This is a genomic window from Acinetobacter sp. FDAARGOS_494, from assembly GCF_003812225.1.
Taxonomy (GTDB): Bacteria; Pseudomonadota; Gammaproteobacteria; order Pseudomonadales; family Moraxellaceae; genus Acinetobacter; species Acinetobacter baumannii.
Map to the genome: position 1 here is coordinate 1,980,884 of NZ_CP033866.1, position 22,735 is coordinate 2,003,618.

Here is a 22,735-nt window from a genome sequence, read left to right on the forward strand (position 1 = left end):
GAGGATGAATGAAGGTGCTAATTTGTGATGACGAACCACTTGCAGTGGAACGATTGTCACGTTTAGTTTCAAAGATGGGACATGAGGTTGTCGCAACAGCTCATCATGGCCAAGATGCCTTGGAACAGGCACGGCTTCATCACCCAGATGTGATTTTACTTGATATCCAGATGCCGGGTATGAATGGTCTCGTCTGTGCGGAGCAATTAAGCCAACTTAATCCTCGACCTGCCATAGTGTTTTGCACAGCTTATGATCAGCATGCATTGGAGGCATTTAAGTCACAAGCACAAGCTTATCTTCTTAAGCCCATTGATCCTCAAGAGCTGGAGCAGACATTTAAGCAATTAACCCAGCTAACGCAAGCGCAGCTCAGCGCTTTGCCTAAACCTGAGCTTTTACAGGATTTAAAAACACAACGTCATCAAATTGCTGCTAAAACCTATCGTGGGGTTGAGCTAATTCCTGTTGAAAATATCTATTACTTTTTAGCAGATCAGAAATATGTCACGGTACGTCATAAAAATGGCAGCGTATTGATTGACGAAACACTTAAAGAACTTGAAACTGAGTTCGCAGATCAGTTCATCCGTATTCACCGTAATGCATTGGTCTCGATTGCTTATTTAGATGGTTTGGAGCTAGTAAGTTCGGGCCAATATCAGGTTCGCTTACGTGGCTTAGATGAAAGACTTTCCGTAAGCCGCCGTCATTTATCTACCCTTAGAGAACGGATACACCAACTTTAACCTGTATTCATCTTATTTTTGCTTGTGAGATTTTACTTGCAATTTTAAGGGATCAAGTTAAGTTTAGGGTGTATTGTTTGACCAGCCCATGCTTGAATTTATGAAAACCTTGAAAATTGCTACACGACAAAGCCCACTTGCTCTTTGGCAGGCAGAACATATTCGTGCCCGTTTACAGGAGCTTCACCCAGATTTAACGGTGGAGTTGGTTAAGTTTGTCACGCAGGGCGATAAAATTTTAGATACACCTTTAGCAAAAATTGGTGGCAAAGGGTTGTTCGTTAAAGAATTGGAAGCAGCACTTTTAGATGGTCGTGCGGACCTTGCTGTACATTCAATGAAAGATGTTCCAATGGCATTACCAGAAGGTTTAACTTTGGCCGTAATTTGCGAACGTGAAGATCCGTTAGATGCTTTTGTTTCGAATCAATTTGAAAAATTTGCTGATTTGCCGCAAGGAGCAAAAGTTGGCACCTCAAGTTTACGTCGTAAATCACAAATTTTAAAACAACGTCCAGATCTACAAATTATTGATTTACGTGGTAATGTCGGTACCCGCTTAGCGAAGCTAGACGATGGTCAATATGATGCTATTATCTTGGCGAGTGCTGGTTTAAAACGTTTAGGATTGGCAGAACGCATTCGCCACTGTATCGAGCCAAGTGTAAGTTTGCCTGCGGTTGGTCAGGGCGCTCTTGGTTTGGAATGCCGCGCAGATGACCAAGAAGTGTTGACTTTAATTCAGCCACTTCTACACCCAGAGACAGATGTATGTGTACGTGCTGAGCGAGCATTCAATGCGTATCTTGAAGGTGGTTGTCAGGTGCCGATTGCAGGTTATGCAACACTCCAAGATGGAAAAATTCATATTGAAGGCCGTGTAGGGAGTGTTGATGGGCAAACATTATTACGGGCTGAGCTTACAGATGAAGCGAATAATGCTCAGCAATTAGGTGAAAACCTTGCTCGGAACTTACTTGATCAAGGCGCTGGTGATTTATTAAAGGCCCTCTACTAACGCTATGTTGTTTATTAATACCCGACCTGACTCGCGTGCGGCTGAATTAACTCATGCTTTGCAGAATAAGGGGTTTCAGGTCGAGTCTTTACCTCTTTTAGAACTGGTTGCTCAACCTTTTTCAGAATCACTCTCTCAACTCTATCAGCAGTTAACTGGCGCACAAGCGATTGTAGTGGTTAGTCCCACTGCTGTTGATGTGGGGATGCAGTATTTAACACAAAGTGGTTTAAAAATAGATGAGCTAAAACATATTCAATGGATTGCGGTGGGGCAGGCGACGGCTAATCGTCTTCACGACTATGGGATTGAAGCGCATGTTCCTGAGGTTGAAACTTCCGAGGGAATGCTTAACTTGCCTCTTCTTCATCATATGCAAAAATCAGGTAGTGTGGCTTTTTGGAGAGGGGAAGGCGGCCGTCAATTTATGATGGAAACTTTGCAACAGCAAGGAATTCAGATTTTAAATTTTGTTCTATATCGCCGGCAGTGTCCGCAAGCTTCATATTCGACATTCAAACATCTGACACAGAATTCAAATTATAATTTAGATAAATGGCTCGTCTTAATTACCAGTGAGGCGAGCTGGAAATACTGGTTAGAGCTTTGTTTAAAAAATAAGGCACAACCTGATTGCGTATATTTAGTTTTAGGACCACGCCTTTTTCAACTTGTTAAAGACTATCGCGATCAGCAACAAGCTCATTTTCACATTATTCAACTTGAAAATTTATCGCCTTCGGGGATGATTCATCACATTCAGGCATTATAAGGATTCGTATGAGAAAACTTGTTTCTATCATCATTTTGCTGGGCATCGCTTGGGTGGCTAAGCTCAGCTACGATATGTGGCAAATTTCTCGTACCGTCCCTGAACTTCAGCAAAGCTTGCTGCAATCTGAACAGCAATATGCCAATTTGAATGATCAATTGGTTGCTTTGCAAAGACAAATTCAAAATCAACCAAGTCATAATTCTAAAACAACGCCTTTAGCAACGACAGAAGTTGTTCAAACCGGAATTGCACCGACCGTATTAATTAAACAAAAATTAGAGTTAATCCAGTTTGCAATTGACCAACAGCAATTTATTTATGCTGTAGATCATCTAACCCAACTACAGCAAACCCTACCACAATATGGAATTGCTCCTGCATTACAACACAGCTTAAATCAGGCTCTTGAGCAAGATAAGCAGGCGATTCAACAGTTTGTACTTGCTCAAAATCAGCGACATCAACTCATTGATGATTTACTCCAGAATATTGATAAAAATATTCAGCAAGCCTTACAACAGCCTAAATTTGAGATGGACCAATCCGAGGCTGTGTCATGGTGGAAAAAATGGTTCCGTATTGAGAAAGTAGAAACGCCGTCTATTAATTTAATGAACCGAAGTGTAGTGCTTAAAGAAGTGCAATTAAGGCTATTAATTGCTGAGCAAGCTTTAAACCAAGGAAAAATGGCTGAATATCAAAATGAGTTGCAGACAGTAATGCAAAAACTAAATGAATTACCCGATGCGACTAGCCAACAACTCAAAAACCGTATTGCTAAAGTGGCACATTTATCAGTAGTGCCTGTTCCTAAATTATCGACACTTGGTCTAATCGGCTCATAAGGAGGACACATGAAGCATCTCCTGTGGGTTTACTTTTTAATTAGCTTAGTCCTTTTCGCAGCCTTGGCTTTATTAAGTTATGGCTATGGTATGGGATATGTTTATATTTACTGGCGGCAATTGCAATTGCAAACAAATGTATGGGGATTAGTCTTTACGTTTGTTGTGATGAGCTTTATTGCTCAGGTGATATGGCTTTGGATTAAGCGTTATTCTTCTCGGGAACAAAGAAAGAGAGAGAATATTTTTCAGTTTAAAAACCTTCATCCGTATGAACAATTAGGTATTGTCTGGTTATTAGAGGCTGCTGAAGATCAACGGGTATTTATCGAACGTGTTTTTACTCAATCAGGCCTTCTAAAAAATATTATTGATGCCAAATTTCTAGTTTTAAGTGGAGATTACCAAAAAGCTTTAGAGGCCTTGGATCAATCCCCCCCAATGGCTTTTGAGTTAGCAGAATTACAGCGTATTGAAATATTCTTGGCACAAAACGAAGCTGAACGTGCCTTAACCCATCTTGAGTTTTTATATCAGCATCAGTTATCGCCATGGCTTGAAGAGATTGAGACAGCATATCAACAACGTTTAACAGCGCTTTGGGGCCAGCTTGCTTTACAACAACCATGGGTATACTTGCGTTCTATGAAATATGGTTTGTTGGACGCTGAACATCGTGATTTATGGCTACAACAACTTCTTCAACAGTTTGATCAAGCTTCAATAGATGATTTACAAGCACTGCAACAGCGCTATCTGGATTTAGAGTCAGAAATTCAAACCAGACCTTATAGCAGTAAATTGTTATGGTTAAAACTTTTGGCCCGTATGCCAGAAATGAGTATTCAGCATGAAGTATTAACCTTGCATTTACTCAAAGAGCAATTCGATCCGGACGTATTTTACTTATGGTTTCAGCAACAATTGCTTAAGCAGGTTCCTGACTATGCCGATGTTGAAGAAAAGATTAATCAATTTGAATCTCAATATATGAATTTGCCAGTTTTAACATTTGCAAAATGGCATGTTTACATGGCAACAGGTCGTCAAGCTGAAGCAGAAATATTATTAAGTTTATACCCTGATAATATTTTAATGAGCTATTTACGTATTAAATCAACCTTAAAAGAAGATGATGAGTTAATCAAACAGTTAAACCTAATCTTTGAAAATGATGCGAATTTTTTAAAATTTAAAATCTGAGGTAAAAATGAAAGAACTGTCTGTCTACCCTGTAATATACGACCAGAAAGTAGCATGGGGAGATATGGATGCTTTTGGTCATGTCAATAATGTGCAATATTATAGATATATTGAAAGCTCACGTATTTTATATATGGAAAATGTAAATATATTGACTCCAAATATATATACTGTTGTTGCTTCAAGTCAGTGCAAATATTTAAAACCTGTGTTTTATCCAGATGTATTGAAAGTAGGGGTTCGTGTAGAAGAGCTACGTAAGAGCGCGTTCCGTATGGCTTATATATTATGGAGTGAATCTCAGCAGCAAATCGTTGCTACAGGTGAAGCAGTTATGGTTTGTGTGAATAAAATGACAGGATTAAAATGTGAAATACCAAGTGAAGTAAAAAGTAAAATTATTGAATTAGAAAAATCAGTTGGGCATGATTTAATACATTTAGCTTAAATAAATATTAAGAAAATATATTACAATTATAATTACTAATGTAATTAAAAAGTAAATTTATAGCGTTATTCTGATGAACTTGACTTTCAAACTATTGCTTATTGAATAGATTATAAATACTATTGGTTATGATTTAATGTTTTTAAATTTTGTCTGTATTATTTGAATTGTCAGTAAGACTGGAGTATTTATTAATGAAACCGGATATTAGTGAATTATCTGTTGAAGAGTTAAAACGCTTACAAGAAGAAGCAGAAGCTTTAATTGCAAGCAAAAAAGATCAAGCAATCGAAGATGCTTATAATCAAATTATCGAGATTGCTGAAAATGTAGGTTTTAGTGTTGAACAACTTCTAGAATTTGGCGCTCAAAAACGTAAGAAAACAACACGTAAATCTGTAGAACCACGTTACCGTAACAAAAACAATGCTGAAGAGACTTGGACGGGTCGCGGTAAACAACCACGTTGGTTAGTTGCTGAAATTGAAAAAGGTGCAAAACTTGAAGATTTCTTAATCTAATTGTATTGTCTCTTAAAAAGCCAAGCGATTCTGCTTGGCTTTTTTATTTTTAAAAAGAATTAAAAAAATTTAATTTTAAATATGAATATTCGATAAGGTGCTTGAATTCCTAATTAAGAGCATTGTTGAGACTAAATTTTCATTTAGCAAGATCAATCGTAAATTTCATGATTTTGTCATACGTTCAACTTATAGTCTTTAGCGAGACGCCAAGCCCGATTGCTTGGTTTTTTTATATGAAGTGAATTGGCGATGTTGAAAAAGTATGCATAATGTCAGACTAGAGAGGAACTCTCATATAAGGATGATAATTTGCATGTTGGTAAGGCTGAATGAAGAAAAAGTCTAAGCAATGGAAGTGGTGGTTTTTTGCCCTCATTGCATTTTTAATTTTTATTATTTTACAGATTCCGGCGACTTGGCTTATCTCTAAATTTTCAAAGAATAATCAAACTGTCCATAATGTAAGTGGCAATATCTGGCAGGGGCAGGCAGACTGGCACCGTGGAGCGTTACGAGGCACTATCCACTGGAAAACGAGACCGCTAGACTTACTTTTATTACGCTTTGCTGCAGATGTTGATATTCATAGTGGTAATACGCAATTAACGGGGATTATGGCGTATGGTTTTGGAAAAAAAGTTATTGTAAGGGATATGAATGGCCAGATTGCTCCAGAAACACTGAAGCAAATTGTAAATTGGCAATGGCCTGTAAATAGTATTCAACTTAAAGATATCCAATTTAATTATAAAAAAGAGCAAGGCTTTGCGGCAGTTGATGGGCAATTGCATTGGGGTGGTGGAGCGCTCATTTATAATATTGGTGATCGTCAAGATCGTATGAATATGCCTTCTTTAAGTGGGCAATTAACTGACCAGAACGGACAGCTACAAGTGGACATCCGTGATCAGCGTAATCAAAAAATGGCCAATCTTTTACTAGATGCCAATATGATGCTGGATGTTCAGCTCACACAGCGTTTATTACTCAATGTTCCATCATATGACGGTAAAGCTGGTTTGGATACTTTTGTCATTAGTTCTCGCCAACCATTATTACAAGGTGGTAACTAATGAAAGTATGGATTGATAAATTACAGCAATTGCAATGGCAAAAATTAGATCGACTGAGTGTAGTGGTCCTTGCCATTTTAATTTTATGGTTATGCTGGAAACTCGCTTCATTTTTTTGGTTGGTGATTGCGCCTCCTCAACTGATGCAATTTGATCGGGTAGAACTCGGTTCTCAACAACCACAAATACCAAATATTAGTACTTTTTCACTTTTTAACGAACCTTCTGCCAATGCGGCTCAAGAAAGCGTGAATTTAGAATTGCAGGGTGTAATGGTCGGCTATCCAAACCGGTTTTCCTCTGCTGTTATTAAAATTGATAATACTGCTGAGCGTTATCGAGTTGGTGAAACCATTGGTTCAACTTCTTACCAATTGGCAGAGGTGTATTGGGATCGTGTTGTGTTGAGTCAAGGAAATGGCAGTACCCGTGAACTTCAGTTCAAAGGTTTGCCAAATGGTTTATATCAACCAATGACTCCGGATGCTTCACAACAAAGTGCTACACCATCTCAATCTACAGAGCCTATGAATACGGCCCAACAGGCATTGGGACAAGCGATCCAGCAGATGCAAGGTAACCGAGAGCAATACCTCCGAGATATGGGGGTAAGTGGTAACTCAGGTGAAGGCTATGAAGTTACAGAACGTACACCGACTGCACTTAGAAATAAGTTAGGTTTAAGGCCTGGCGATCGAATTGTCTCTTTGAATGGTCAAACGGTTGGGCAAGGGCAAACGGATGTGCAATTACTTGAGCAGGCTCGTCGAGCAGGGCAAGTAAAAATAGAAATAAAACGTGGTGATCAAGTGATGACCATACAACAAAATTTTTAGTGATAACACGTCACCATAAGAGTTAGGAAATATCGCGAGTTATGGCTTTATTGAATCATCAACGTCCACTTTGGGCATTACTTGCAGCAGCCCCATTGATTGCGACAGTAAGTAGCAGTGCCTATGCCCAAACATGGAAGATCAATTTACGTGATGCTGACTTAACTGCCTTTATTAATGAAGTTGCAGACATTACAGGAAAGAACTTCGCTGTAGATCCGAGAGTACGTGGTAATGTCACGGTTATTTCTAATAAGCCATTAAATAAAGATGAAGTTTATGACCTATTTCTTGGGGTCTTAAATGTAAACGGGGTGGTTGCAATTCCTTCTGGTAATACCATTAAGCTTGTACCGGATAGCAATGTTAAAAACTCGGGAATTCCTTATGATTCTAGAAATAGGGTCCGTGGTGATCAAATCGTTACACGTGTGATTTGGCTGGAAAATACTAATCCAAATGACTTAATTCCAGCACTCCGTCCCTTAATGCCACAATTTGCACATATGGCGGCAATTGCAGGAACCAATGCACTTATTGTTTCTGATAGAGCTGCGAATATTTATCAACTTGAAAATATTATTCGTAACTTGGATGGAACTGGGCAAAATGATATTGAAGCGATCACGCTTCAGTCGAGCCAAGCAGAAGAAATTATTACCCAGCTTGAAGCGATGAGCGCAACAGGCGCATCTAAAGATTTTAGTGGTGCCCGTATTCGTATTATTGCTGATAATCGGACAAACCGTATTTTAATAAAAGGTGATCCGCAAACACGTAAACGTATTCGTCATATGATTGAGATGCTGGATGTACCTTCGGCAGATCGTTTAGGTGGCTTAAAAGTTTTCCGTTTGAAGTATGCCAGTGCTAAAAACTTGTCTGAAATTTTGCAAGGCTTAGTCACAGGACAGGCAGTATCTTCATCGAATAATAGTAATAATTCATCTAACTCATCGAATCCGATTAATAGTTTAATTGGTAATAACCAGAATTCTGGTTCAAATACATCGGGTTCAAATGGTGCCTCAATTTCAACTCCTGCAATTAACCTAAACGGTAATTCGAACAGTAGTAATCAGAATAATATCACCAGCTTTAATCAAAACGGTGTGAGTATTATTGCAGATAATGCTCAGAACTCATTAGTAGTTAAAGCTGATCCCCAATTAATGCGTGAAATTGAATCAGCGATTCAACAACTAGATGTTCGTCGTCAACAAGTGCTTATTGAGGCCGCAATTATTGAAGTCTCTGGAGATGATGCAGATCAACTTGGAATTCAATGGGCACTCGGTGATTTATCTAGTGGGATTGGTTTACTTAGCTTTAGTAATGTAGGGGCGAGTTTATCTTCTATCGCTGCTGGTTATTTATCGGGTGGTTCGGCTGGAGCTGCATCTGCTATCGCTAATGGAGCTAATAAAGGTAATGGTGCAACTTTAGGATTGGGCAATTTTGATAATTCTCGTAAGGCATATGGTGCACTAATTCAGGCTCTCAAAACCAATACTAAATCAAACTTACTTTCGACACCGTCCATTGTGACGATGGATAATGAAGAAGCTTATATTGTTGTAGGTCAGAACGTTCCATTTGTCACAGGGTCGGTTACTACCAATAGTACAGGTATCAATCCCTATACAACTGTTGAGCGTAAAGATGTCGGTGTGACCTTGAAAGTTGTTCCACATATCGGTGAAGGGGGTACTGTTCGTTTAGAAGTAGAGCAAGAAGTTTCTGCTGTTCAAGATAGCCGTGGGCAAGCAGCTGACTTGGTGACAAGTAAACGCGCTATTAAAACAGCTGTTTTAGCCGAGCATGGGCAGACTGTGGTGCTAGGTGGTTTGGTGTCGGATGACACTTCGCTTTCAAGACAAGGTATACCTGGTTTAAGTAGTATTCCTTATGTTGGGCGATTGTTCCGATCAGATAACAGAAGCAATGTAAAACGTAACCTTCTCGTTTTTATTCACCCAACAATTGTGGGCGATGCAAATGATGTACGCCGTTTATCTCAGCAGCGCTATAATCAACTTTATAGCTTGCAATTGGCTATGGATAAAAATGGCAACTTTGCAAAATTACCTGAGCAAGTTGATGATATTTATAACCAAAAAATGACCCCGCCGAGTATTGCCTCCAAGCCAAAAAATTACCAACAGGTTCCATCAGGTGGTAAAAGTTCGACCATAACTACGCCGGTAGCTGTAGAACCTACCGTCCAAAAGCAAACCCTACAGTTGCCTGATCCTGAAATTAATCGTACTAAAAATACAGTAACAACAACGACACTGCGTCCAAGCACAGCGCCGTAGTAGCATGTTATGATTAATAAAAAATGAATAGGACATAGGCATGACTTGGAAATTACAAGCAATTACTGGTGAATTTACTGGCCAAGAAATTAATGTTGATCGTGATATGTTGGTGGGACGTCATCAAGATGCCGATTTATTACTACAGGCTGCTGAAATTTCACGACGCCATGCAGCATTGCTGTTAAAAGATCAAGCGCTATGGGTGCAAGACCTTAATTCATCGAATGGTACGTTTGTGAACGATATTCGTATTGAGCAAGAAAAACAGTTGCATGATGGTGATATTGTTCAATTCGCAAGTTTAAAATTTTCAGTTTTCGCCCCTGCACAAGAAAATACTGATTTACCTGAAATTGAGGTGGAGCCAGTACAAACTGCACCGACACAAGATTTAAGCGATCAAGGTATGCCAAGTATTGCGGAGCGTGCAGCAGAAACTGAAGTGAGTCGTGATGGAATGCCTCAGCGCGTTTCTGTGCCAAAACCAGCACCGATTCCTGAAGGGGTGGATATTCATGCTCAGCCAGAACAAACTCCTGTTGCTATTGAGGAGCCAGTTTCTCGGGTTACTGAAGAGAAAGAGCAGCAAAAGAATGCATCTATTGGTCTAGTGACCATTATTATTTTAGTGATTTTAGCTGTATTGGCGTGGTTATTCTTTAAATAATTCGTTGGTGCTTTTACAATCAAGGCATGCTAAACGCATGCCTTTTTAATTTTGAGTAGAAGAAAATGTCTGTTGCACAACTAAGTAAGCGCGATTTAATTTTATTTGATCTAGATGGAACGTTGGTTGACTCCGCTGCCGATTTATATCGGTCTATGAACTTAAGTCTGCAATCACTCAGTTGGCCATTGGTAACAGAAGCACAAATACGGGAATGGGTAGGTAAAGGGGCTTCAAAACTTTGTGAGAGTGTTCTGCTTCATGTATTTGGAAAATTAGATGTTGAACAACATAAAGTTTTATTACAGAAATTTGTAGAGGTATATGGTGCGGAGCTGTGTGTGAATACTCAAATTTACCCAGGCGTACCTGAGTTTTTAAAACATTGCCAAACTTTGAATATCAAAATGGCATGTGTGACTAATAAGCCTGTCAAACTTGCTCAAGGGTTACTGGATGAGCTAGAGCTTTCTTCTTATTTTCAAGTTGTACTTGGAGGAGATAGCTTACCTGAAAGAAAGCCGCACCCACTACCATTATTGCATTGCATGGAAAGCCTAAAAATATCTGCTTCACAATCATTGATGATTGGTGACTCAAGTAATGATATTGAAGCTGCACGTCGTGCTGGAATTGATTGTATTGTGGTTAGCTATGGCTATAATCATGGAGAGAATATCTATGATTGCCAACCTCAGCAAGTTGTTGATAGTCTTGCTGAGTTAATTGTCTAATGAAGAAAATGGAGATAAGAATGAATAAGCGTATGGTTTTTCGATGGCGTGTCTAAACCGAATCTAGAAAAACACACTTTTAAATCGAAACCATATTAGAGAAGATTCATGACAACATTAGCGCAATTCGAGCAACTTAAGGCTGCTGGTTACAATACTATTCCTGTTTATCGTCAACGTTTAGCGGATACAGAAACCCCATTATCTGTTTTTGCTCGTTTTAAGGATCAAACACAGGCTTACTTATTTGAGTCTGTTGAAGGGGGTGAAAACTGGGCGCGCTACTCTATGATTGGTTTAGGCGAATCAACAGTTTTTTCCTGTAACGCTGGTGTTTTATCTATACAACATGCTGACGGATCAGTAACACAGCAAAATTGTCTAGACCCATTCCAATATATCCGTGAATTCCAAAAACAATTTAAAGTTCCTGCGGCTAAACTCTTACCGGACTTACCAAGCTTTACGGGCGGTTTGGTGGGTTATTTGGGCTACGATGCTGTCCGCTACATCGAGCCACGTTTAAAGAATGTACCTGCGGCTGATCCGATTACGCTACCAGATTTATGGTTGATGCTCTCAAAGACAGTCATTGTTTTTGATAATCTTAAAGATACGCTATTTTTAATTGTGCATGCGGATACAGAGCAGAGTAATGCTTATGAAGACGCTCAACAAAAATTAGATCAATTAGAACAGTTGTTGGCGACTCCAGTTAGTTTGCAAGCGCGACCACATACGCCTCCGCATTTTGAATCAATTACTGGTAAAGCAAAATTCTTAGAGACGGTAGAGAAGGTTAAGGAGTATATCCGTGCAGGCGATGTGATGCAGGTTGTACCTGGGCAGCGTATGGTTTCTGATTTTGATGGAGAAGCTTTACAGGTTTACCGTGCATTACGTCATTTAAATCCATCACCTTATCTATTCTTGGTTCAAGGGCAAACGATTACTGATAAAAAACCATTTCATATTGTTGGCTCATCACCGGAAATTTTATCTCGTTTAGAAAATGGTATTGCTACAGTTCGACCTTTGGCAGGAACTAGACCGCGCGGTAAAACTAAAGAAGAAGATATAGCATTAGAAAAAGATTTGCTGTCTGATGAAAAAGAGATTGCTGAACATTTAATGCTGATTGATCTTGGGCGAAACGATGTAGGGCGTGTATCGAAAATAGGTAAAGTCCAAGTCACGGATCAAATGGTGATCGAGCGTTATTCACATGTCATGCATATTGTTTCAAATGTACAAGGTGAAGTGCGTGATGATATCGATGCACTTGATGTATTTAAAGCCACCTTTCCAGCAGGAACGTTATCAGGTGCCCCAAAAATTCGTGCAATGGAAATTATTGATGAAGTAGAACCTGTGAAAAGGGGAGTTTTTGGCGGGGCTGTTGGTTATTTGGGATGGCATGGTGAAATGGATATGTCGATTGCAATCCGTACTTGTGTTATCCGTGATAAAAAGGTGTATGTACAGGCTGGTGCAGGGCTAGTTGCTGACTCAAATCCAGAATCTGAGTGGAATGAAACCCAAATAAAAGCTCGCGCAGTGATCAAAGCGGTTGAATTATCATCAAACGGATTGATTTTATGAGTTTTTAGCGGTTTTTTTTTAAAAAACCGCTTGCATCGTTTGGAAGTTTTGCTAAACTGCACACCGTTCCGATACGAAACGTACGAAACACTAAGAAACGCCGGCATAGCTCAGTTGGTAGAGCAACTGACTTGTAATCAGTAGGTCCACAGTTCGAATCCGTGTGCCGGCACCATTTTAAAGTGTTGAGTTGATTGAGTAAAGAACGGCACTGTAGATAAGTGCGATATTGGTGAGATTCCCGAGCGGCCAAAGGGGGCAGACTGTAACTCTGTTGCGAAAGCTTCGAAGGTTCGAATCCTTCTCTCACCACCATCTCTAAACTTCGAGTGAAGTGGTTATTACCAACGTTGCGGGAGTAGCTCAGTTGGTAGAGCGGCAGCCTTCCAAGCTGCATGTCGCGAGTTCGATCCTCGTCTCCCGCTCCATCGAAGGATAGTCGCTCTTATAGCTCAGTGGTAGAGCACTCCCTTGGTAAGGGAGAGGTCTCGAGTTCAAATCTCGATAAGAGCTCCAGATATTAAAGTTTAATGTGGATTTCCACAAAGTTTTCAAAAAGCAGGCTATATAGTCTGCTTTTCAAGTATTAGGTGTCTAGTTTTTTTTAGGCGATATGTCGATAAACTGAGTTAGCTCAGCGCCATTTGTAGGTGGTTCGACGTAAACGAGGAAGATCATCATGGCTAAAGCCAAGTTTGAACGTAATAAACCACACGTAAACGTGGGTACAATCGGTCACGTTGACCATGGTAAAACAACTTTAACTGCTGCGATTGCAACAATTTGTGCAAAAACTTACGGCGGTGAAGCGAAAGATTACTCACAAATCGACTCAGCACCTGAAGAAAAAGCACGTGGTATTACAATTAATACATCACACGTAGAATACGATTCTCCAACTCGTCACTACGCACACGTTGACTGCCCAGGCCACGCCGACTACGTTAAAAACATGATCACTGGTGCTGCTCAGATGGACGGCGCGATCCTTGTATGTGCTGCAACTGACGGTCCAATGCCACAAACTCGTGAGCACATCCTTCTTTCTCGTCAGGTAGGTGTACCTTACATCATCGTATTCTTAAACAAATGCGACCTTGTGGATGACGAAGAATTACTTGAATTAGTAGAAATGGAAGTACGTGAACTTCTTTCTACTTATGACTTCCCAGGTGATGACACTCCAGTAATCCGTGGTTCAGCTCTTGCAGCGCTTAACGGTGAAGCTGGTCCTTACGGTGAAGAATCAGTTCTTGCTCTTGTAGCAGCACTTGACTCTTATATCCCAGAGCCAGAGCGTGCAATCGACAAAGCATTCTTGATGCCAATCGAAGACGTATTCTCAATTTCTGGTCGTGGTACAGTAGTAACAGGCCGTGTTGAAGCTGGTATCATCAAAGTTGGTGAAGAAGTAGAGATCGTTGGTATTAAAGATACAGTTAAAACAACTGTAACTGGCGTAGAAATGTTCCGTAAACTTCTTGACGAAGGCCGTGCAGGTGAGAACTGTGGTATCTTACTTCGTGGTACTAAGCGTGAAGAAGTACAACGTGGTCAAGTACTTGCTAAACCAGGTACAATCAAGCCGCACACTAAATTCGACGCAGAAGTATACGTACTTTCTAAAGAAGAAGGTGGTCGTCACACTCCATTCTTAAATGGTTACCGTCCACAGTTCTACTTCCGTACAACTGACGTAACTGGTGCGATCCAGTTGAAAGAAGGCGTTGAAATGGTAATGCCAGGTGACAACGTTGAAATGTCAGTAGAATTAATCCACCCAATCGCAATGGACCCAGGTCTACGTTTTGCGATCCGTGAAGGTGGTCGTACTGTAGGTGCTGGTGTTGTTGCTAAAGTAACTGCATAAGCATAATATAGTGACGAATTACGTCTCAAGTTGAGAGCTTTGGCTCTCAACTTGCTTTATAGGTCAGTAGTTCAATTGGTAGAGCGTCGGTCTCCAAAACCGAATGTTGGGGGTTCGAGTCCCTCCTGACCTGCCATATTTTGAAATAAAAAGCTTGATGCTGGCTTAGTTGTTCATATAATAAGTCGCGAGTTCTACGACGAGTACAAAAATGTCGAATGATAAATCGCGTGACGCATTGAGCGACGCGCCAATTCCTCAAAGAAATAATTCTGCTGAAGTTGTTCGTTCTGGTTCGCCTTTAGATATCGTTCTATGGGTGATAGCAATTGCATTATTGCTCTCGGCTACCATGGTGAATCAGCATTTACCAGCGTATTGGGCCCCTGCAAATGATGTTTGGGTGCGCGTTGGGGTAATTTTTGCTTGTATCGTTGTGGCTTTAGGTTTATTATACGCCACCCATCAAGGTAAAGGCTTCGTTCGTTTGCTGAAAGATGCACGAGTCGAATTGCGTCGAGTAACTTGGCCAACAAAACAAGAAACAGTCACAACATCGTGGCAGGTTCTATTGGTTGTAGTTGTTGCATCATTAGTTTTATGGTGTTTTGACTATGGTTTGGGTTGGTTAATTAAGTTGATTATCGGGTAAAAGAGCTATGAAACGTTGGTACATTATTCATGCCTATTCTGGTTATGAAAAACAAGTGATGCGTTCACTTAAAGAACGAATCCAGCGTAGCGCTGTTGCCGATAGCTTTGGTGATGTCCTTGTTCCTACCGAAGAAGTGGTAGAAATGAAGGATGGTAAGAAGCGTAAATCTGAGCGTAAATTCTTTCCTGGCTATGTGTTAGTTGAAATGGAAATGAATGACGATACTTGGCACATTGTTAAAGAGTGTCCAAAAGTATTAGGTTTTATTGGTGGTACACCTGAAAAACCTGCGCCAATCACTCAACGTGAAGCAGATGCGATTCTTGCGCGTGTACGTAATACTGGTGAAGCCCCACGTCCTAAGACGATGTTTGAGCCAGGTGAAGAATTACTTGTTATTGACGGTCCATTCACAGACTTTAAAGGTGTGGTGGAAGAGGTTCAATACGATAAGTCACGTTTAACGTTGACGATTAACGTGTTTAATCGACCAACTCAGGTTGAACTCGAATTTCGCCAAGTCGAAAAAACGATTTAATCTTAATTGGTTGAAAAGCGCCCGATTTTATCGGGCATTGTTGTTGTAACAGTATTGTTACGTAGAAATTGGGGAGCCTAACGGCGTTTGTACCCAGAGGTATTTAAAATGGCTAAGAAGATTGACGGCTATATCAAGCTGCAAGTTCCAGCTGGTAAAGCAAATCCATCTCCACCGATTGGTCCTGCACTAGGTCAACGTGGTGTAAACATCATGGCATTCTGTAAAGAATTCAATGCTGCTACACAAAAAGTTGAACCAGGTCTTCCAATCCCTGTAGTGATTACTGTGTACAACGACAAGTCGTTCACATTCATCATGAAAACTCCTCCAGCTTCTATTCTTCTTAAGAAAGCTGCTGGTATCCAAAAGGGTTCATCTGTACCTAACAAAACTAAAGTTGGTAAGTTGACTCGTGCTCAATTAGAAGAAATCGCGACTACTAAAGAACCAGACTTAACTGGTGCTGACTTAGACGCGCGTGTTCGTACCATCGCTGGTTCTGCACGTTCTATGGGCTTGGAAGTGGAGCTATAAGACATGGCAAAGTTAACTAAACGTCAAAAAGCCATTGCTGCTGCTGTTGAAGCGAACAAAGTTTACACTTTGGAAGAAGCAGTACAGGTTCTTAACAGCTTGCCTGCTGCAAAGTTCAAAGAATCTTTAGACATCTCTGTAAACCTTGGCGTAGATCCACGTAAATCTGATCAGGTTGTTCGTGGTGCGACTACATTACCTGCAGGTACTGGTAAAACTGTACGTGTAGCTGTATTTGCTCAAGGCGCGCAAGCAGAAGCTGCGAAAGAAGCTGGTGCTGATGTTGTAGGTTTTGATGACCTTGCTGAAAGCATCCAAGGTGGAAACCTTGACTTTGATGTTGTAATCGCTGCTCCTGACGCTATGCGTGTTGTTGGTAAGCTCGGTACAATTCTTGGTCCACGTGGTTTAATGCCAAACCCTAAAGTTGGTACTGTAACTCCTGACGTTGCTGGCGCTGTTAAAAACGCTAAATCTGGTCAGGCACGTTACCGTGTAGACAAAGCGGGTATTATTCACGCTGCGATTGGTCAAGTTGGCTTTGATGCTGCTGCAATCCGTCAAAACGTTGAAACTTTAGTTGCTGACTTGAAAAAGTTAAAACCTGCAACTTCTAAAGGTGTATACATCAAGAAGATCACTTTGAGCTCAACTATGGGTCCTGGTCTTACTGTTGATGTAAACAACGTTTCTAACTAAGTTTTAACTTGGTTAAGTAAAGAATTTTAAAGTCCTGATGAGGATTAAGCATAAAACAGAAAAGTTATTTCTGCTTTTGCTTCGGTAGAGTAAAGCTTTATCTATTACTTATCAGGCGGACTTTGAATTGATAAATGAGAATTTATCAGCGTCAAAGACCTCAGGCGAAAAGACGTTATTTTCGAATAGCGATTTTCTTAATAAACCAGCCTGCGTAGACGCGGTGGTGTGATTTGTTCCTCCTCCGCGTGTAAGTCGAAAGACTTACGAACTGGGAGTGTGCCCATTGGGTACATAAATCACCTTAGGAGGTTTTACAATGGCTCTTCTTATTGAAGACAAAAAACAGATCGTTGCAGAAGTAAGTGAAGTTGCTTCTAAAGCGTTTGCAGCCGTTGTTGCTGACTATCAAGGTTTAAGCGTAGAGCAATTAACAACACTTCGTGTTGAAGCTCGTAAGTTAGGTGTAACTACACGTATTGTACGTAACACTTTGGCTAAACGCGCATTTCAAGGTACTCAGTTTGATATCTTGAACGACAACCTTGTTGGTCCAACAATTCTAGGTTTTTCAACTTCTGAAGATGACATGGGTGCAGCTGCACGCTTGTTCGAAGAATTTGCTAAAACTAACAAAGCATTTGAATTAAAAGCTGCTGCATTTGACGGCAAAGTTTATCAAGGTGCTGATGTTAGCGTTATTGCTAATCTTCCGAACCAAGAGAAAGCGCTTACTATGCTTGCCTCTGTCCTTCAAGCTCCTATTTCGAAATTGGGTCGCCTCATTACAGCACTCAAAGAGAAAAACGAGTCAGAAGCTGCTTAATCAATTTTACACACCATTCAATATCCATTTGGAGTTATTCTCATGGCTTTAACTAACGAAGAAATCTTAAATGCAGTTGCTGAAAAAACTGTTCTTGAACTTGTTGAATTAATTTCTGCTTTCGAAGAGAAATTCAACGTATCTGCAGCTGCTGTAGCTGTTGCTGCTCCAGCTGGTGGCGCTGCTGCTGCTGCTGAAGAACAATCTGAATTCAACGTTGAGTTGACTTCTTTCGGTGCTAACAAAGTAGCTGTAATTAAAGCTGTTCGTGAAGCAACTGGTCTTGGTCTTAAAGAAGCTAAAGACTTAGTTGAAGGCGCTCCTCAAGTTCTTAAAGAAGGCGTTTCTAAAGAAGAAGGCGAAGAACTTAAGAAGAAACTTGAAGAAGCTGGTGCTACAGTTACACTTAAGTAATTGTAAAAGGAGTCGGTTTTTAAATCGGCTCCATAAAATGGCTGATGGCTCTTGGGTCATCAGCCTTTTTGCGTTACAATAATCGGCTCGATTTTTGTTAGTTTTGTTTGGTTTTTAGAGAAAGCCTAAATAAAATAAATAAATTCAAATGCTTACCAATATTTTTCATTTTTAAAAATATTGTTAAGCGTTTTTATACCACTAAAAATTGCAGCATTTGTAAACAGTGGTGGCCATATCGGCCTGCGTAATTCCTTCTGAGCCCGTTCTGCAGGCGGGCTTGGTTTACTTTCCGAGGACTCCAGATGGCATACTCATATACCGAAAAGAAACGGATCCGTAAGAATTTTGGTAAATTGCCCCAAGTAATGGATGCACCGTACTTATTATCGATTCAGGTCGATTCGTACAGAACATTCTTGCAAGATGGCAAATCACCAAAAAACCGCGAAGATATCGGTCTCCAAGCCGCATTTCGTTCAGTTTTTCCTATCGAAAGTTATTCTGGCAATGCTGCTTTAGAATTTGTTGAGTATAGCCTTGGTAAACCTGAGTTCGATGTACGCGAATGTATTCTTCGTGGCTCGACTTATGCGGCACCAATGCGCGTTAAAATTCGTTTGATTATTAAAGATCGCGAAACTAAATCAATTAAAGACGTACGCGAACAAGAAGTCTATATGGGTGAAATTCCACTCATGACTGAAAATGGTACCTTTGTTATCAACGGTACTGAGCGTGTAATCGTATCTCAATTACACCGTTCGCCAGGCGTATTCTTTGACCATGATAAAGGTAAGACCCACTCAAGTGGTAAAGTGTTGTATTCAGCACGTATCATTCCTTACCGTGGTTCATGGTTAGACTTCGAATTTGATGCAAAAGACTTAGTTTACGTACGTATCGACCGTCGTCGTAAATTACTTGCTACAGTTGTGTTACGTGCACTAGGTTATAACAATGAACAGATCTTGAATTTGTTCTATGAAAAAGTACCTGTGTATCTTGACATGGGTAGCTATCAAATTGACCTCGTACCTGAGCGTTTACGTGGTGAAATGGCTCAATTTGATATTACTGACAATGAAGGTAAAGTCATTGTTGAGCAAGGTAAACGTATTAATGCTCGTCATGTACGTCAAATGGAAGCTGCAGGTTTAACTAAGCTTTCAGTTCCTGATGAATACTTATATGAGCGTATCACTGCTGAAGATATTACTCTACGTGATGGTGAAGTAATTGCTGCAAATACTCTGTTAAGCCATGAAGTAATGGTGAAGTTGGCAGAAGGTGGTGTTAAGCAATTTAATATCTTGTTCACTAACGATATTGACCGTGGTTCATTCGTAGCTGATACATTACGTGCTGACTTGACGCGTGATCGTGAAGAAGCATTAGTAGAAATCTACAAAGTAATGCGTCCAGGCGAGCCACCAACAAAAGAAGCTGCTGAAAACTTATTCAATAACTTGTTCTTCTCTTCTGAACGCTATGACTTATCTCCAGTAGGTCGTATGAAGTTCAACCGTCGTTTAGGTCGTCCTTACGAAGTTGGTACTGATCAGAAGTCACGCGAAGTTGAAGGTATTTTATCGCACGAAGATATTATCGATGTATTACGTACATTGGTTGAAATCCGTAACGGTAAAGGTGAAGTCGACGATATCGACCACTTAGGTAACCGTCGTGTACGTTCTGTTGGTGAAATGACAGAGAACCAATTCCGTGTAGGTTTAGTTCGTGTTGAGCGTGCTGTTAAAGAGCGTTTAAGCCAAGCAGAAACAGATAACTTGTCTCCACAAGATTTGATTAATGCAAAACCAGTTGCTGCTGCAATCAAAGAATTCTTTGGTTCAAGCCAGTTATCTCAGTTTATGGACCAAAACAACCCATTATCTGAGATTACACATAAACGTCGTGTATCTGCGCTTGGTCCTGGTGGTTTAACACGTGAACGTGCAGGCTTCGAAGTACGTGACGTACACCAAACTCACTATGGTCGTGTTTGTCCAATTGAAACTCCTGAAGGTCCAAACATTGGTTTGATCAACTCGCTTTCTGTATACGCAAAAGCGAATGACTTCGGTTTCTTGGAAACACCATACCGCAAAGTTGTAGATGGTCGTGTAACTGATGATGTTGAATATTTATCTGCAATTGAAGAAGTAGGTACTGTTATTGCACAGGCCGACTCTGCTGTAGATAAAGATGGCAACTTAACAGAAGAATTCGTTTCTGTTCGTCATCAAGGTGAATTCGTACGTATGCCGCCTGAAAAAGTAACGCATATGGACGTTTCTGCACAGCAGGTAGTATCTGTTGCTGCATCACTTATTCCATTCCTTGAACACGATGACGCAAACCGTGCGCTCATGGGTTCAAACATGCAACGTCAGGCAGTTCCTACTTTACGTGCGGATAAACCGCTTGTAGGTACAGGTATGGAAGCGAACGTTGCACGTGACTCTGGTGTGTGTGTAATCGCAAACCGTGGCGGTGTAATTGAATATGTAGATGCTTCTCGTATCGTTATTCGTGTAAACGAAGATGAAATGGTTGCAGGTGAGGCAGGTGTAGATATCTATAACCTCATCAAATATACGCGTTCAAACCAAAATACTTGTATTAACCAAAATGTTATCGTGAACTTGGGCGACAAAGTTGCTCGTGGTGACATCTTGGCAGACGGTCCGTCAACAGACATGGGTGAACTTGCGCTTGGTCAAAACATGCGTGTAGCGTTCATGACATGGAATGGTTACAACTACGAAGACTCGATCTTGTTATCTGAGCGTGTACTTCAAGAAGACCGTTTAACCTCTATTCACATTCAAGAATTGTCATGTGTAGCACGTGATACTAAGTTAGGTGCAGAAGAAATTACTGCCGATATTCCTAACGTAGGTGAAGCTGCGCTTTCTAAACTTGATGAATCAGGTATCGTTTATATCGGTGCTGAAGTTACTGCTGGTGACATCTTAGTTGGTAAAGTAACGCCTAAAGGTGAAACTCAGTTAACTCCTGAAGAAAAACTGCTTCGTGCAATTTTTGGTGAGAAAGCAGCTGACGTTAAAGACTCATCTTTACGTGTTCCATCTGGTACTAAAGGTACAGTTATTGACGTTCAAGTCTTCACTCGTGATGGCTTAGAGAAAGATGACCGTGCTTTAGCAATTGAAAAAGCACAGCTTGATTCTTATCGTAAAGACTTGAAAGAAGAATACAAGATCTTCGAAGAAGCGGCTCGTGAGCGTGTAATTCGTTTGCTTAAAGGCCAAGAGTCTAATGGCGGTGGTTCAACTAAACGTGGTGATAAACTTTCTGAAGATTTATTATCTGGTTTAGAGCTTGTTGACTTACTTGAAATTCAACCAGCAGATGAAGCAATCGCTGAGCGTTTAACTCAAATTCAAGTGTTCTTGAAAGAGAAGAGCGCAGAAATCGATGAGAAATTCGCTGAGAAGAAACGTAAGCTTGCAACAGGTGATGAATTAACAACTGGTGTATTGAAAGTTGTTAAAGTTTACTTAGCTGTTAAACGTCGTATTCAGCCTGGTGATAAGATGGCTGGTCGTCACGGTAACAAAGGTGTTGTATCTAACATCTTACCTGTTGAAGACATGCCACATGATGCTAACGGTGTGCCGGTAGATATCGTATTGAACCCGCTGGGTGTACCATCTCGTATGAACGTGGGTCAGATTCTAGAGACTCACTTGGGTATGGCGGCTAAAGGGCTTGGTGACAAAATCGAAAAAATGTTGAAAGAACAACGTACAGTTTTAGAACTGCGCGAATTCTTAGACAAGATTTATAACAAAGTCGGCGGTGAGCAAGAAGATCTTGATAGCTTGACTGATGAAGAAATTCTAGCGCTTGCAGGTAACTTGCGTGCGGGTGTGCCTTTAGCTACTCCTGTATTTGATGGTGCTGAAGAAAGTCAAATTAAAGACTTACTTGAATTGGCTGACATTTCACGTACTGGTCAAACAGTATTGTTTGACGGACGTACAGGTGAACAGTTTGACCGTCCAGTAACTGTTGGTTACATGTACATGCTTAAATTGAACCACTTGGTTGATGACAAGATGCATGCGCGTTCAACTGGTTCTTACTCACTTGTTACACAACAACCGCTTGGTGGTAAAGCACAATTCGGTGGTCAGCGTTTCGGTGAGATGGAAGTATGGGCACTTGAAGCATACGGTGCAGCATATACACTCCAAGAAATGCTTACAGTGAAGTCGGATGACGTTGAAGGCCGTACTCGCATCTATAAGAATATTGTAGATGGTAACCATTATATGGATCCGGGTATGCCTGAATCGTTCAACGTATTGACCAAAGAGATCCGTTCTTTAGGTATCAACATTGAACTAAAAAATGGTGACTAAGTCGTAA

21 protein-coding genes and 5 tRNA genes are annotated in these 22,735 nt (G+C 40.5%); all 26 read left to right on the plus strand.

From position 1 onward, the window contains the following. The first annotated feature begins 8 nt into the window (after positions 1 to 8). The 26 genes from EG365_RS09595 (at position 9) to rpoB (ending at position 22,728) form a co-directional block, all read left to right on the plus strand. A complete protein-coding gene (locus EG365_RS09595; RefSeq protein ID WP_000865993.1) occupies positions 9 to 749 on the plus strand; it encodes a LytR/AlgR family response regulator transcription factor in 741 nt (246 codons plus the stop codon). Between the two features lie 100 nt (positions 750 to 849). Next, complete coding sequence (gene hemC / locus EG365_RS09600) at positions 850 to 1,767, plus strand: hydroxymethylbilane synthase (RefSeq protein ID WP_031944971.1); 918 nt, start codon at positions 850 to 852, stop codon at positions 1,765 to 1,767. Positions 1,768 to 1,771: 4 nt separating this feature from the next. Next, positions 1,772 to 2,539, plus strand: coding sequence for a uroporphyrinogen-III synthase (locus EG365_RS09605; RefSeq protein ID WP_000897421.1), 768 nt, complete (start codon positions 1,772 to 1,774; stop codon positions 2,537 to 2,539). An 8-nt stretch (positions 2,540 to 2,547) separates the two neighbouring features. Next, positions 2,548 to 3,387: a hypothetical protein gene (locus tag EG365_RS09610; protein ID WP_001230204.1), complete on the plus strand. Its 840-nt coding sequence runs from the start codon at positions 2,548 to 2,550 to the stop codon at positions 3,385 to 3,387. Positions 3,388 to 3,396: 9 nt separating this feature from the next. Beyond that, positions 3,397 to 4,590 carry a hypothetical protein gene (locus EG365_RS09615; protein ID WP_000681783.1) on the plus strand — a complete coding sequence of 398 codons (1,194 nt, stop codon included), beginning with the start codon at positions 3,397 to 3,399 and terminating at the stop codon, positions 4,588 to 4,590. Between the two features lie 7 nt (positions 4,591 to 4,597). Next, on the plus strand, positions 4,598 to 5,038 hold the full coding sequence (locus tag EG365_RS09620; RefSeq protein WP_000661569.1) for an acyl-CoA thioesterase: 441 nt from the start codon (positions 4,598 to 4,600) through the stop codon (positions 5,036 to 5,038). Between the two features lie 194 nt (positions 5,039 to 5,232). Then, complete coding sequence (locus EG365_RS09625; RefSeq protein ID WP_000801427.1) at positions 5,233 to 5,559, plus strand: H-NS family nucleoid-associated regulatory protein; 327 nt, start codon at positions 5,233 to 5,235, stop codon at positions 5,557 to 5,559. A 332-nt stretch (positions 5,560 to 5,891) separates the two neighbouring features. After that, complete coding sequence (gene gspN, locus EG365_RS09630; RefSeq protein WP_000730343.1) at positions 5,892 to 6,635, plus strand: type II secretion system protein N; 744 nt, start codon at positions 5,892 to 5,894, stop codon at positions 6,633 to 6,635. Next, a complete protein-coding gene (locus tag EG365_RS09635) occupies positions 6,635 to 7,471 on the plus strand; it encodes a type II secretion system protein N (protein WP_000870033.1) in 837 nt (278 codons plus the stop codon). The genes gspN and EG365_RS09635 overlap by 1 nt, the downstream gene beginning before the upstream one ends. Before the next feature lie 41 nt (positions 7,472 to 7,512). Further along, positions 7,513 to 9,789: a type II secretion system secretin GspD gene (gene gspD, locus EG365_RS09640; RefSeq protein ID WP_001196426.1), complete on the plus strand. Its 2,277-nt coding sequence runs from the start codon at positions 7,513 to 7,515 to the stop codon at positions 9,787 to 9,789. A gap of 40 nt (positions 9,790 to 9,829) precedes the next feature. Next, positions 9,830 to 10,459, plus strand: coding sequence for an FHA domain-containing protein (locus EG365_RS09645; protein WP_000219967.1), 630 nt, complete (start codon positions 9,830 to 9,832; stop codon positions 10,457 to 10,459). 65 nt (positions 10,460 to 10,524) lie between these two features. After that, on the plus strand, positions 10,525 to 11,193 hold the full coding sequence (locus tag EG365_RS09650) for a phosphoglycolate phosphatase (RefSeq protein ID WP_000109464.1): 669 nt from the start codon (positions 10,525 to 10,527) through the stop codon (positions 11,191 to 11,193). 108 nt (positions 11,194 to 11,301) lie between these two features. Next, a complete protein-coding gene (trpE, locus tag EG365_RS09655; protein ID WP_000209084.1) occupies positions 11,302 to 12,795 on the plus strand; it encodes an anthranilate synthase component I in 1,494 nt (497 codons plus the stop codon). A 99-nt stretch (positions 12,796 to 12,894) separates the two neighbouring features. Beyond that, a tRNA-Thr gene (locus EG365_RS09660) sits at positions 12,895 to 12,970 on the plus strand. 56 nt (positions 12,971 to 13,026) lie between these two features. Then, positions 13,027 to 13,110 (plus strand) — tRNA-Tyr (locus EG365_RS09665). A 37-nt stretch (positions 13,111 to 13,147) separates the two neighbouring features. After that, positions 13,148 to 13,223: transfer RNA gene (locus EG365_RS09670), tRNA-Gly, on the plus strand. 13 nt (positions 13,224 to 13,236) lie between these two features. Continuing rightward, a tRNA-Thr gene (locus EG365_RS09675) sits at positions 13,237 to 13,311 on the plus strand. Between the two features lie 163 nt (positions 13,312 to 13,474). Further along, positions 13,475 to 14,665 (plus strand): elongation factor Tu, encoded by a 1,191-nt coding sequence (tuf, locus tag EG365_RS09680; RefSeq protein WP_001029610.1) that lies wholly within the window; start codon positions 13,475 to 13,477, stop codon positions 14,663 to 14,665. A gap of 60 nt (positions 14,666 to 14,725) precedes the next feature. Beyond that, positions 14,726 to 14,801, plus strand: a tRNA-Trp gene (locus tag EG365_RS09685). 75 nt (positions 14,802 to 14,876) lie between these two features. Then, positions 14,877 to 15,317, plus strand: coding sequence for a preprotein translocase subunit SecE (secE, locus tag EG365_RS09690; RefSeq protein WP_000063880.1), 441 nt, complete (start codon positions 14,877 to 14,879; stop codon positions 15,315 to 15,317). A 7-nt stretch (positions 15,318 to 15,324) separates the two neighbouring features. After that, entirely contained in the window at positions 15,325 to 15,858 is a 534-nt protein-coding gene (gene nusG, locus EG365_RS09695; protein WP_000832994.1) for a transcription termination/antitermination protein NusG, read from the plus strand. Positions 15,859 to 15,966: 108 nt separating this feature from the next. Then, positions 15,967 to 16,395, plus strand: a complete 429-nt coding sequence (rplK, locus tag EG365_RS09700; RefSeq protein WP_001074682.1) for a 50S ribosomal protein L11 — start codon at positions 15,967 to 15,969, stop codon at positions 16,393 to 16,395. Positions 16,396 to 16,398: 3 nt separating this feature from the next. After that, positions 16,399 to 17,094, plus strand: coding sequence for a 50S ribosomal protein L1 (rplA, locus tag EG365_RS09705; protein WP_001096694.1), 696 nt, complete (start codon positions 16,399 to 16,401; stop codon positions 17,092 to 17,094). Positions 17,095 to 17,413: 319 nt separating this feature from the next. Further along, complete coding sequence (gene rplJ, locus EG365_RS09710) at positions 17,414 to 17,920, plus strand: 50S ribosomal protein L10 (protein ID WP_001196213.1); 507 nt, start codon at positions 17,414 to 17,416, stop codon at positions 17,918 to 17,920. Positions 17,921 to 17,962: 42 nt separating this feature from the next. Continuing rightward, a complete protein-coding gene (gene rplL / locus EG365_RS09715) occupies positions 17,963 to 18,334 on the plus strand; it encodes a 50S ribosomal protein L7/L12 (protein WP_001229360.1) in 372 nt (123 codons plus the stop codon). A 305-nt stretch (positions 18,335 to 18,639) separates the two neighbouring features. Continuing rightward, positions 18,640 to 22,728 (plus strand): DNA-directed RNA polymerase subunit beta, encoded by a 4,089-nt coding sequence (gene rpoB, locus EG365_RS09720; RefSeq protein WP_000331899.1) that lies wholly within the window; start codon positions 18,640 to 18,642, stop codon positions 22,726 to 22,728. The last annotated feature ends 7 nt before the right edge of the window (positions 22,729 to 22,735 follow it).

Coding starts and splice junctions, on each gene's coding strand:
- secE (WP_000063880.1), top strand. CDS start 14,877: ATGTCGAATGATAAATCGCGTGACGCATTGAGCGACGCGCCAATTCCT.
- EG365_RS09605 (WP_000897421.1), top strand. CDS start 1,772: ATGTTGTTTATTAATACCCGACCTGACTCGCGTGCGGCTGAATTAACT.
- EG365_RS09610 (WP_001230204.1), top strand. CDS start 2,548: ATGAGAAAACTTGTTTCTATCATCATTTTGCTGGGCATCGCTTGGGTG.
- EG365_RS09615 (WP_000681783.1), top strand. CDS start 3,397: ATGAAGCATCTCCTGTGGGTTTACTTTTTAATTAGCTTAGTCCTTTTC.
- trpE (WP_000209084.1), top strand. CDS start 11,302: ATGACAACATTAGCGCAATTCGAGCAACTTAAGGCTGCTGGTTACAAT.
- rplK (WP_001074682.1), top strand. CDS start 15,967: ATGGCTAAGAAGATTGACGGCTATATCAAGCTGCAAGTTCCAGCTGGT.
- rplA (WP_001096694.1), top strand. CDS start 16,399: ATGGCAAAGTTAACTAAACGTCAAAAAGCCATTGCTGCTGCTGTTGAA.
- rplL (WP_001229360.1), top strand. CDS start 17,963: ATGGCTTTAACTAACGAAGAAATCTTAAATGCAGTTGCTGAAAAAACT.
- nusG (WP_000832994.1), top strand. CDS start 15,325: ATGAAACGTTGGTACATTATTCATGCCTATTCTGGTTATGAAAAACAA.
- rpoB (WP_000331899.1), top strand. CDS start 18,640: ATGGCATACTCATATACCGAAAAGAAACGGATCCGTAAGAATTTTGGT.
- EG365_RS09650 (WP_000109464.1), top strand. CDS start 10,525: ATGTCTGTTGCACAACTAAGTAAGCGCGATTTAATTTTATTTGATCTA.
- tuf (WP_001029610.1), top strand. CDS start 13,475: ATGGCTAAAGCCAAGTTTGAACGTAATAAACCACACGTAAACGTGGGT.
- EG365_RS09595 (WP_000865993.1), top strand. CDS start 9: ATGAAGGTGCTAATTTGTGATGACGAACCACTTGCAGTGGAACGATTG.
- hemC (WP_031944971.1), top strand. CDS start 850: ATGAAAACCTTGAAAATTGCTACACGACAAAGCCCACTTGCTCTTTGG.
- EG365_RS09635 (WP_000870033.1), top strand. CDS start 6,635: ATGAAAGTATGGATTGATAAATTACAGCAATTGCAATGGCAAAAATTA.
- gspD (WP_001196426.1), top strand. CDS start 7,513: ATGGCTTTATTGAATCATCAACGTCCACTTTGGGCATTACTTGCAGCA.
- EG365_RS09625 (WP_000801427.1), top strand. CDS start 5,233: ATGAAACCGGATATTAGTGAATTATCTGTTGAAGAGTTAAAACGCTTA.
- EG365_RS09620 (WP_000661569.1), top strand. CDS start 4,598: ATGAAAGAACTGTCTGTCTACCCTGTAATATACGACCAGAAAGTAGCA.
- EG365_RS09645 (WP_000219967.1), top strand. CDS start 9,830: ATGACTTGGAAATTACAAGCAATTACTGGTGAATTTACTGGCCAAGAA.
- rplJ (WP_001196213.1), top strand. CDS start 17,414: ATGGCTCTTCTTATTGAAGACAAAAAACAGATCGTTGCAGAAGTAAGT.
- gspN (WP_000730343.1), top strand. CDS start 5,892: ATGAAGAAAAAGTCTAAGCAATGGAAGTGGTGGTTTTTTGCCCTCATT.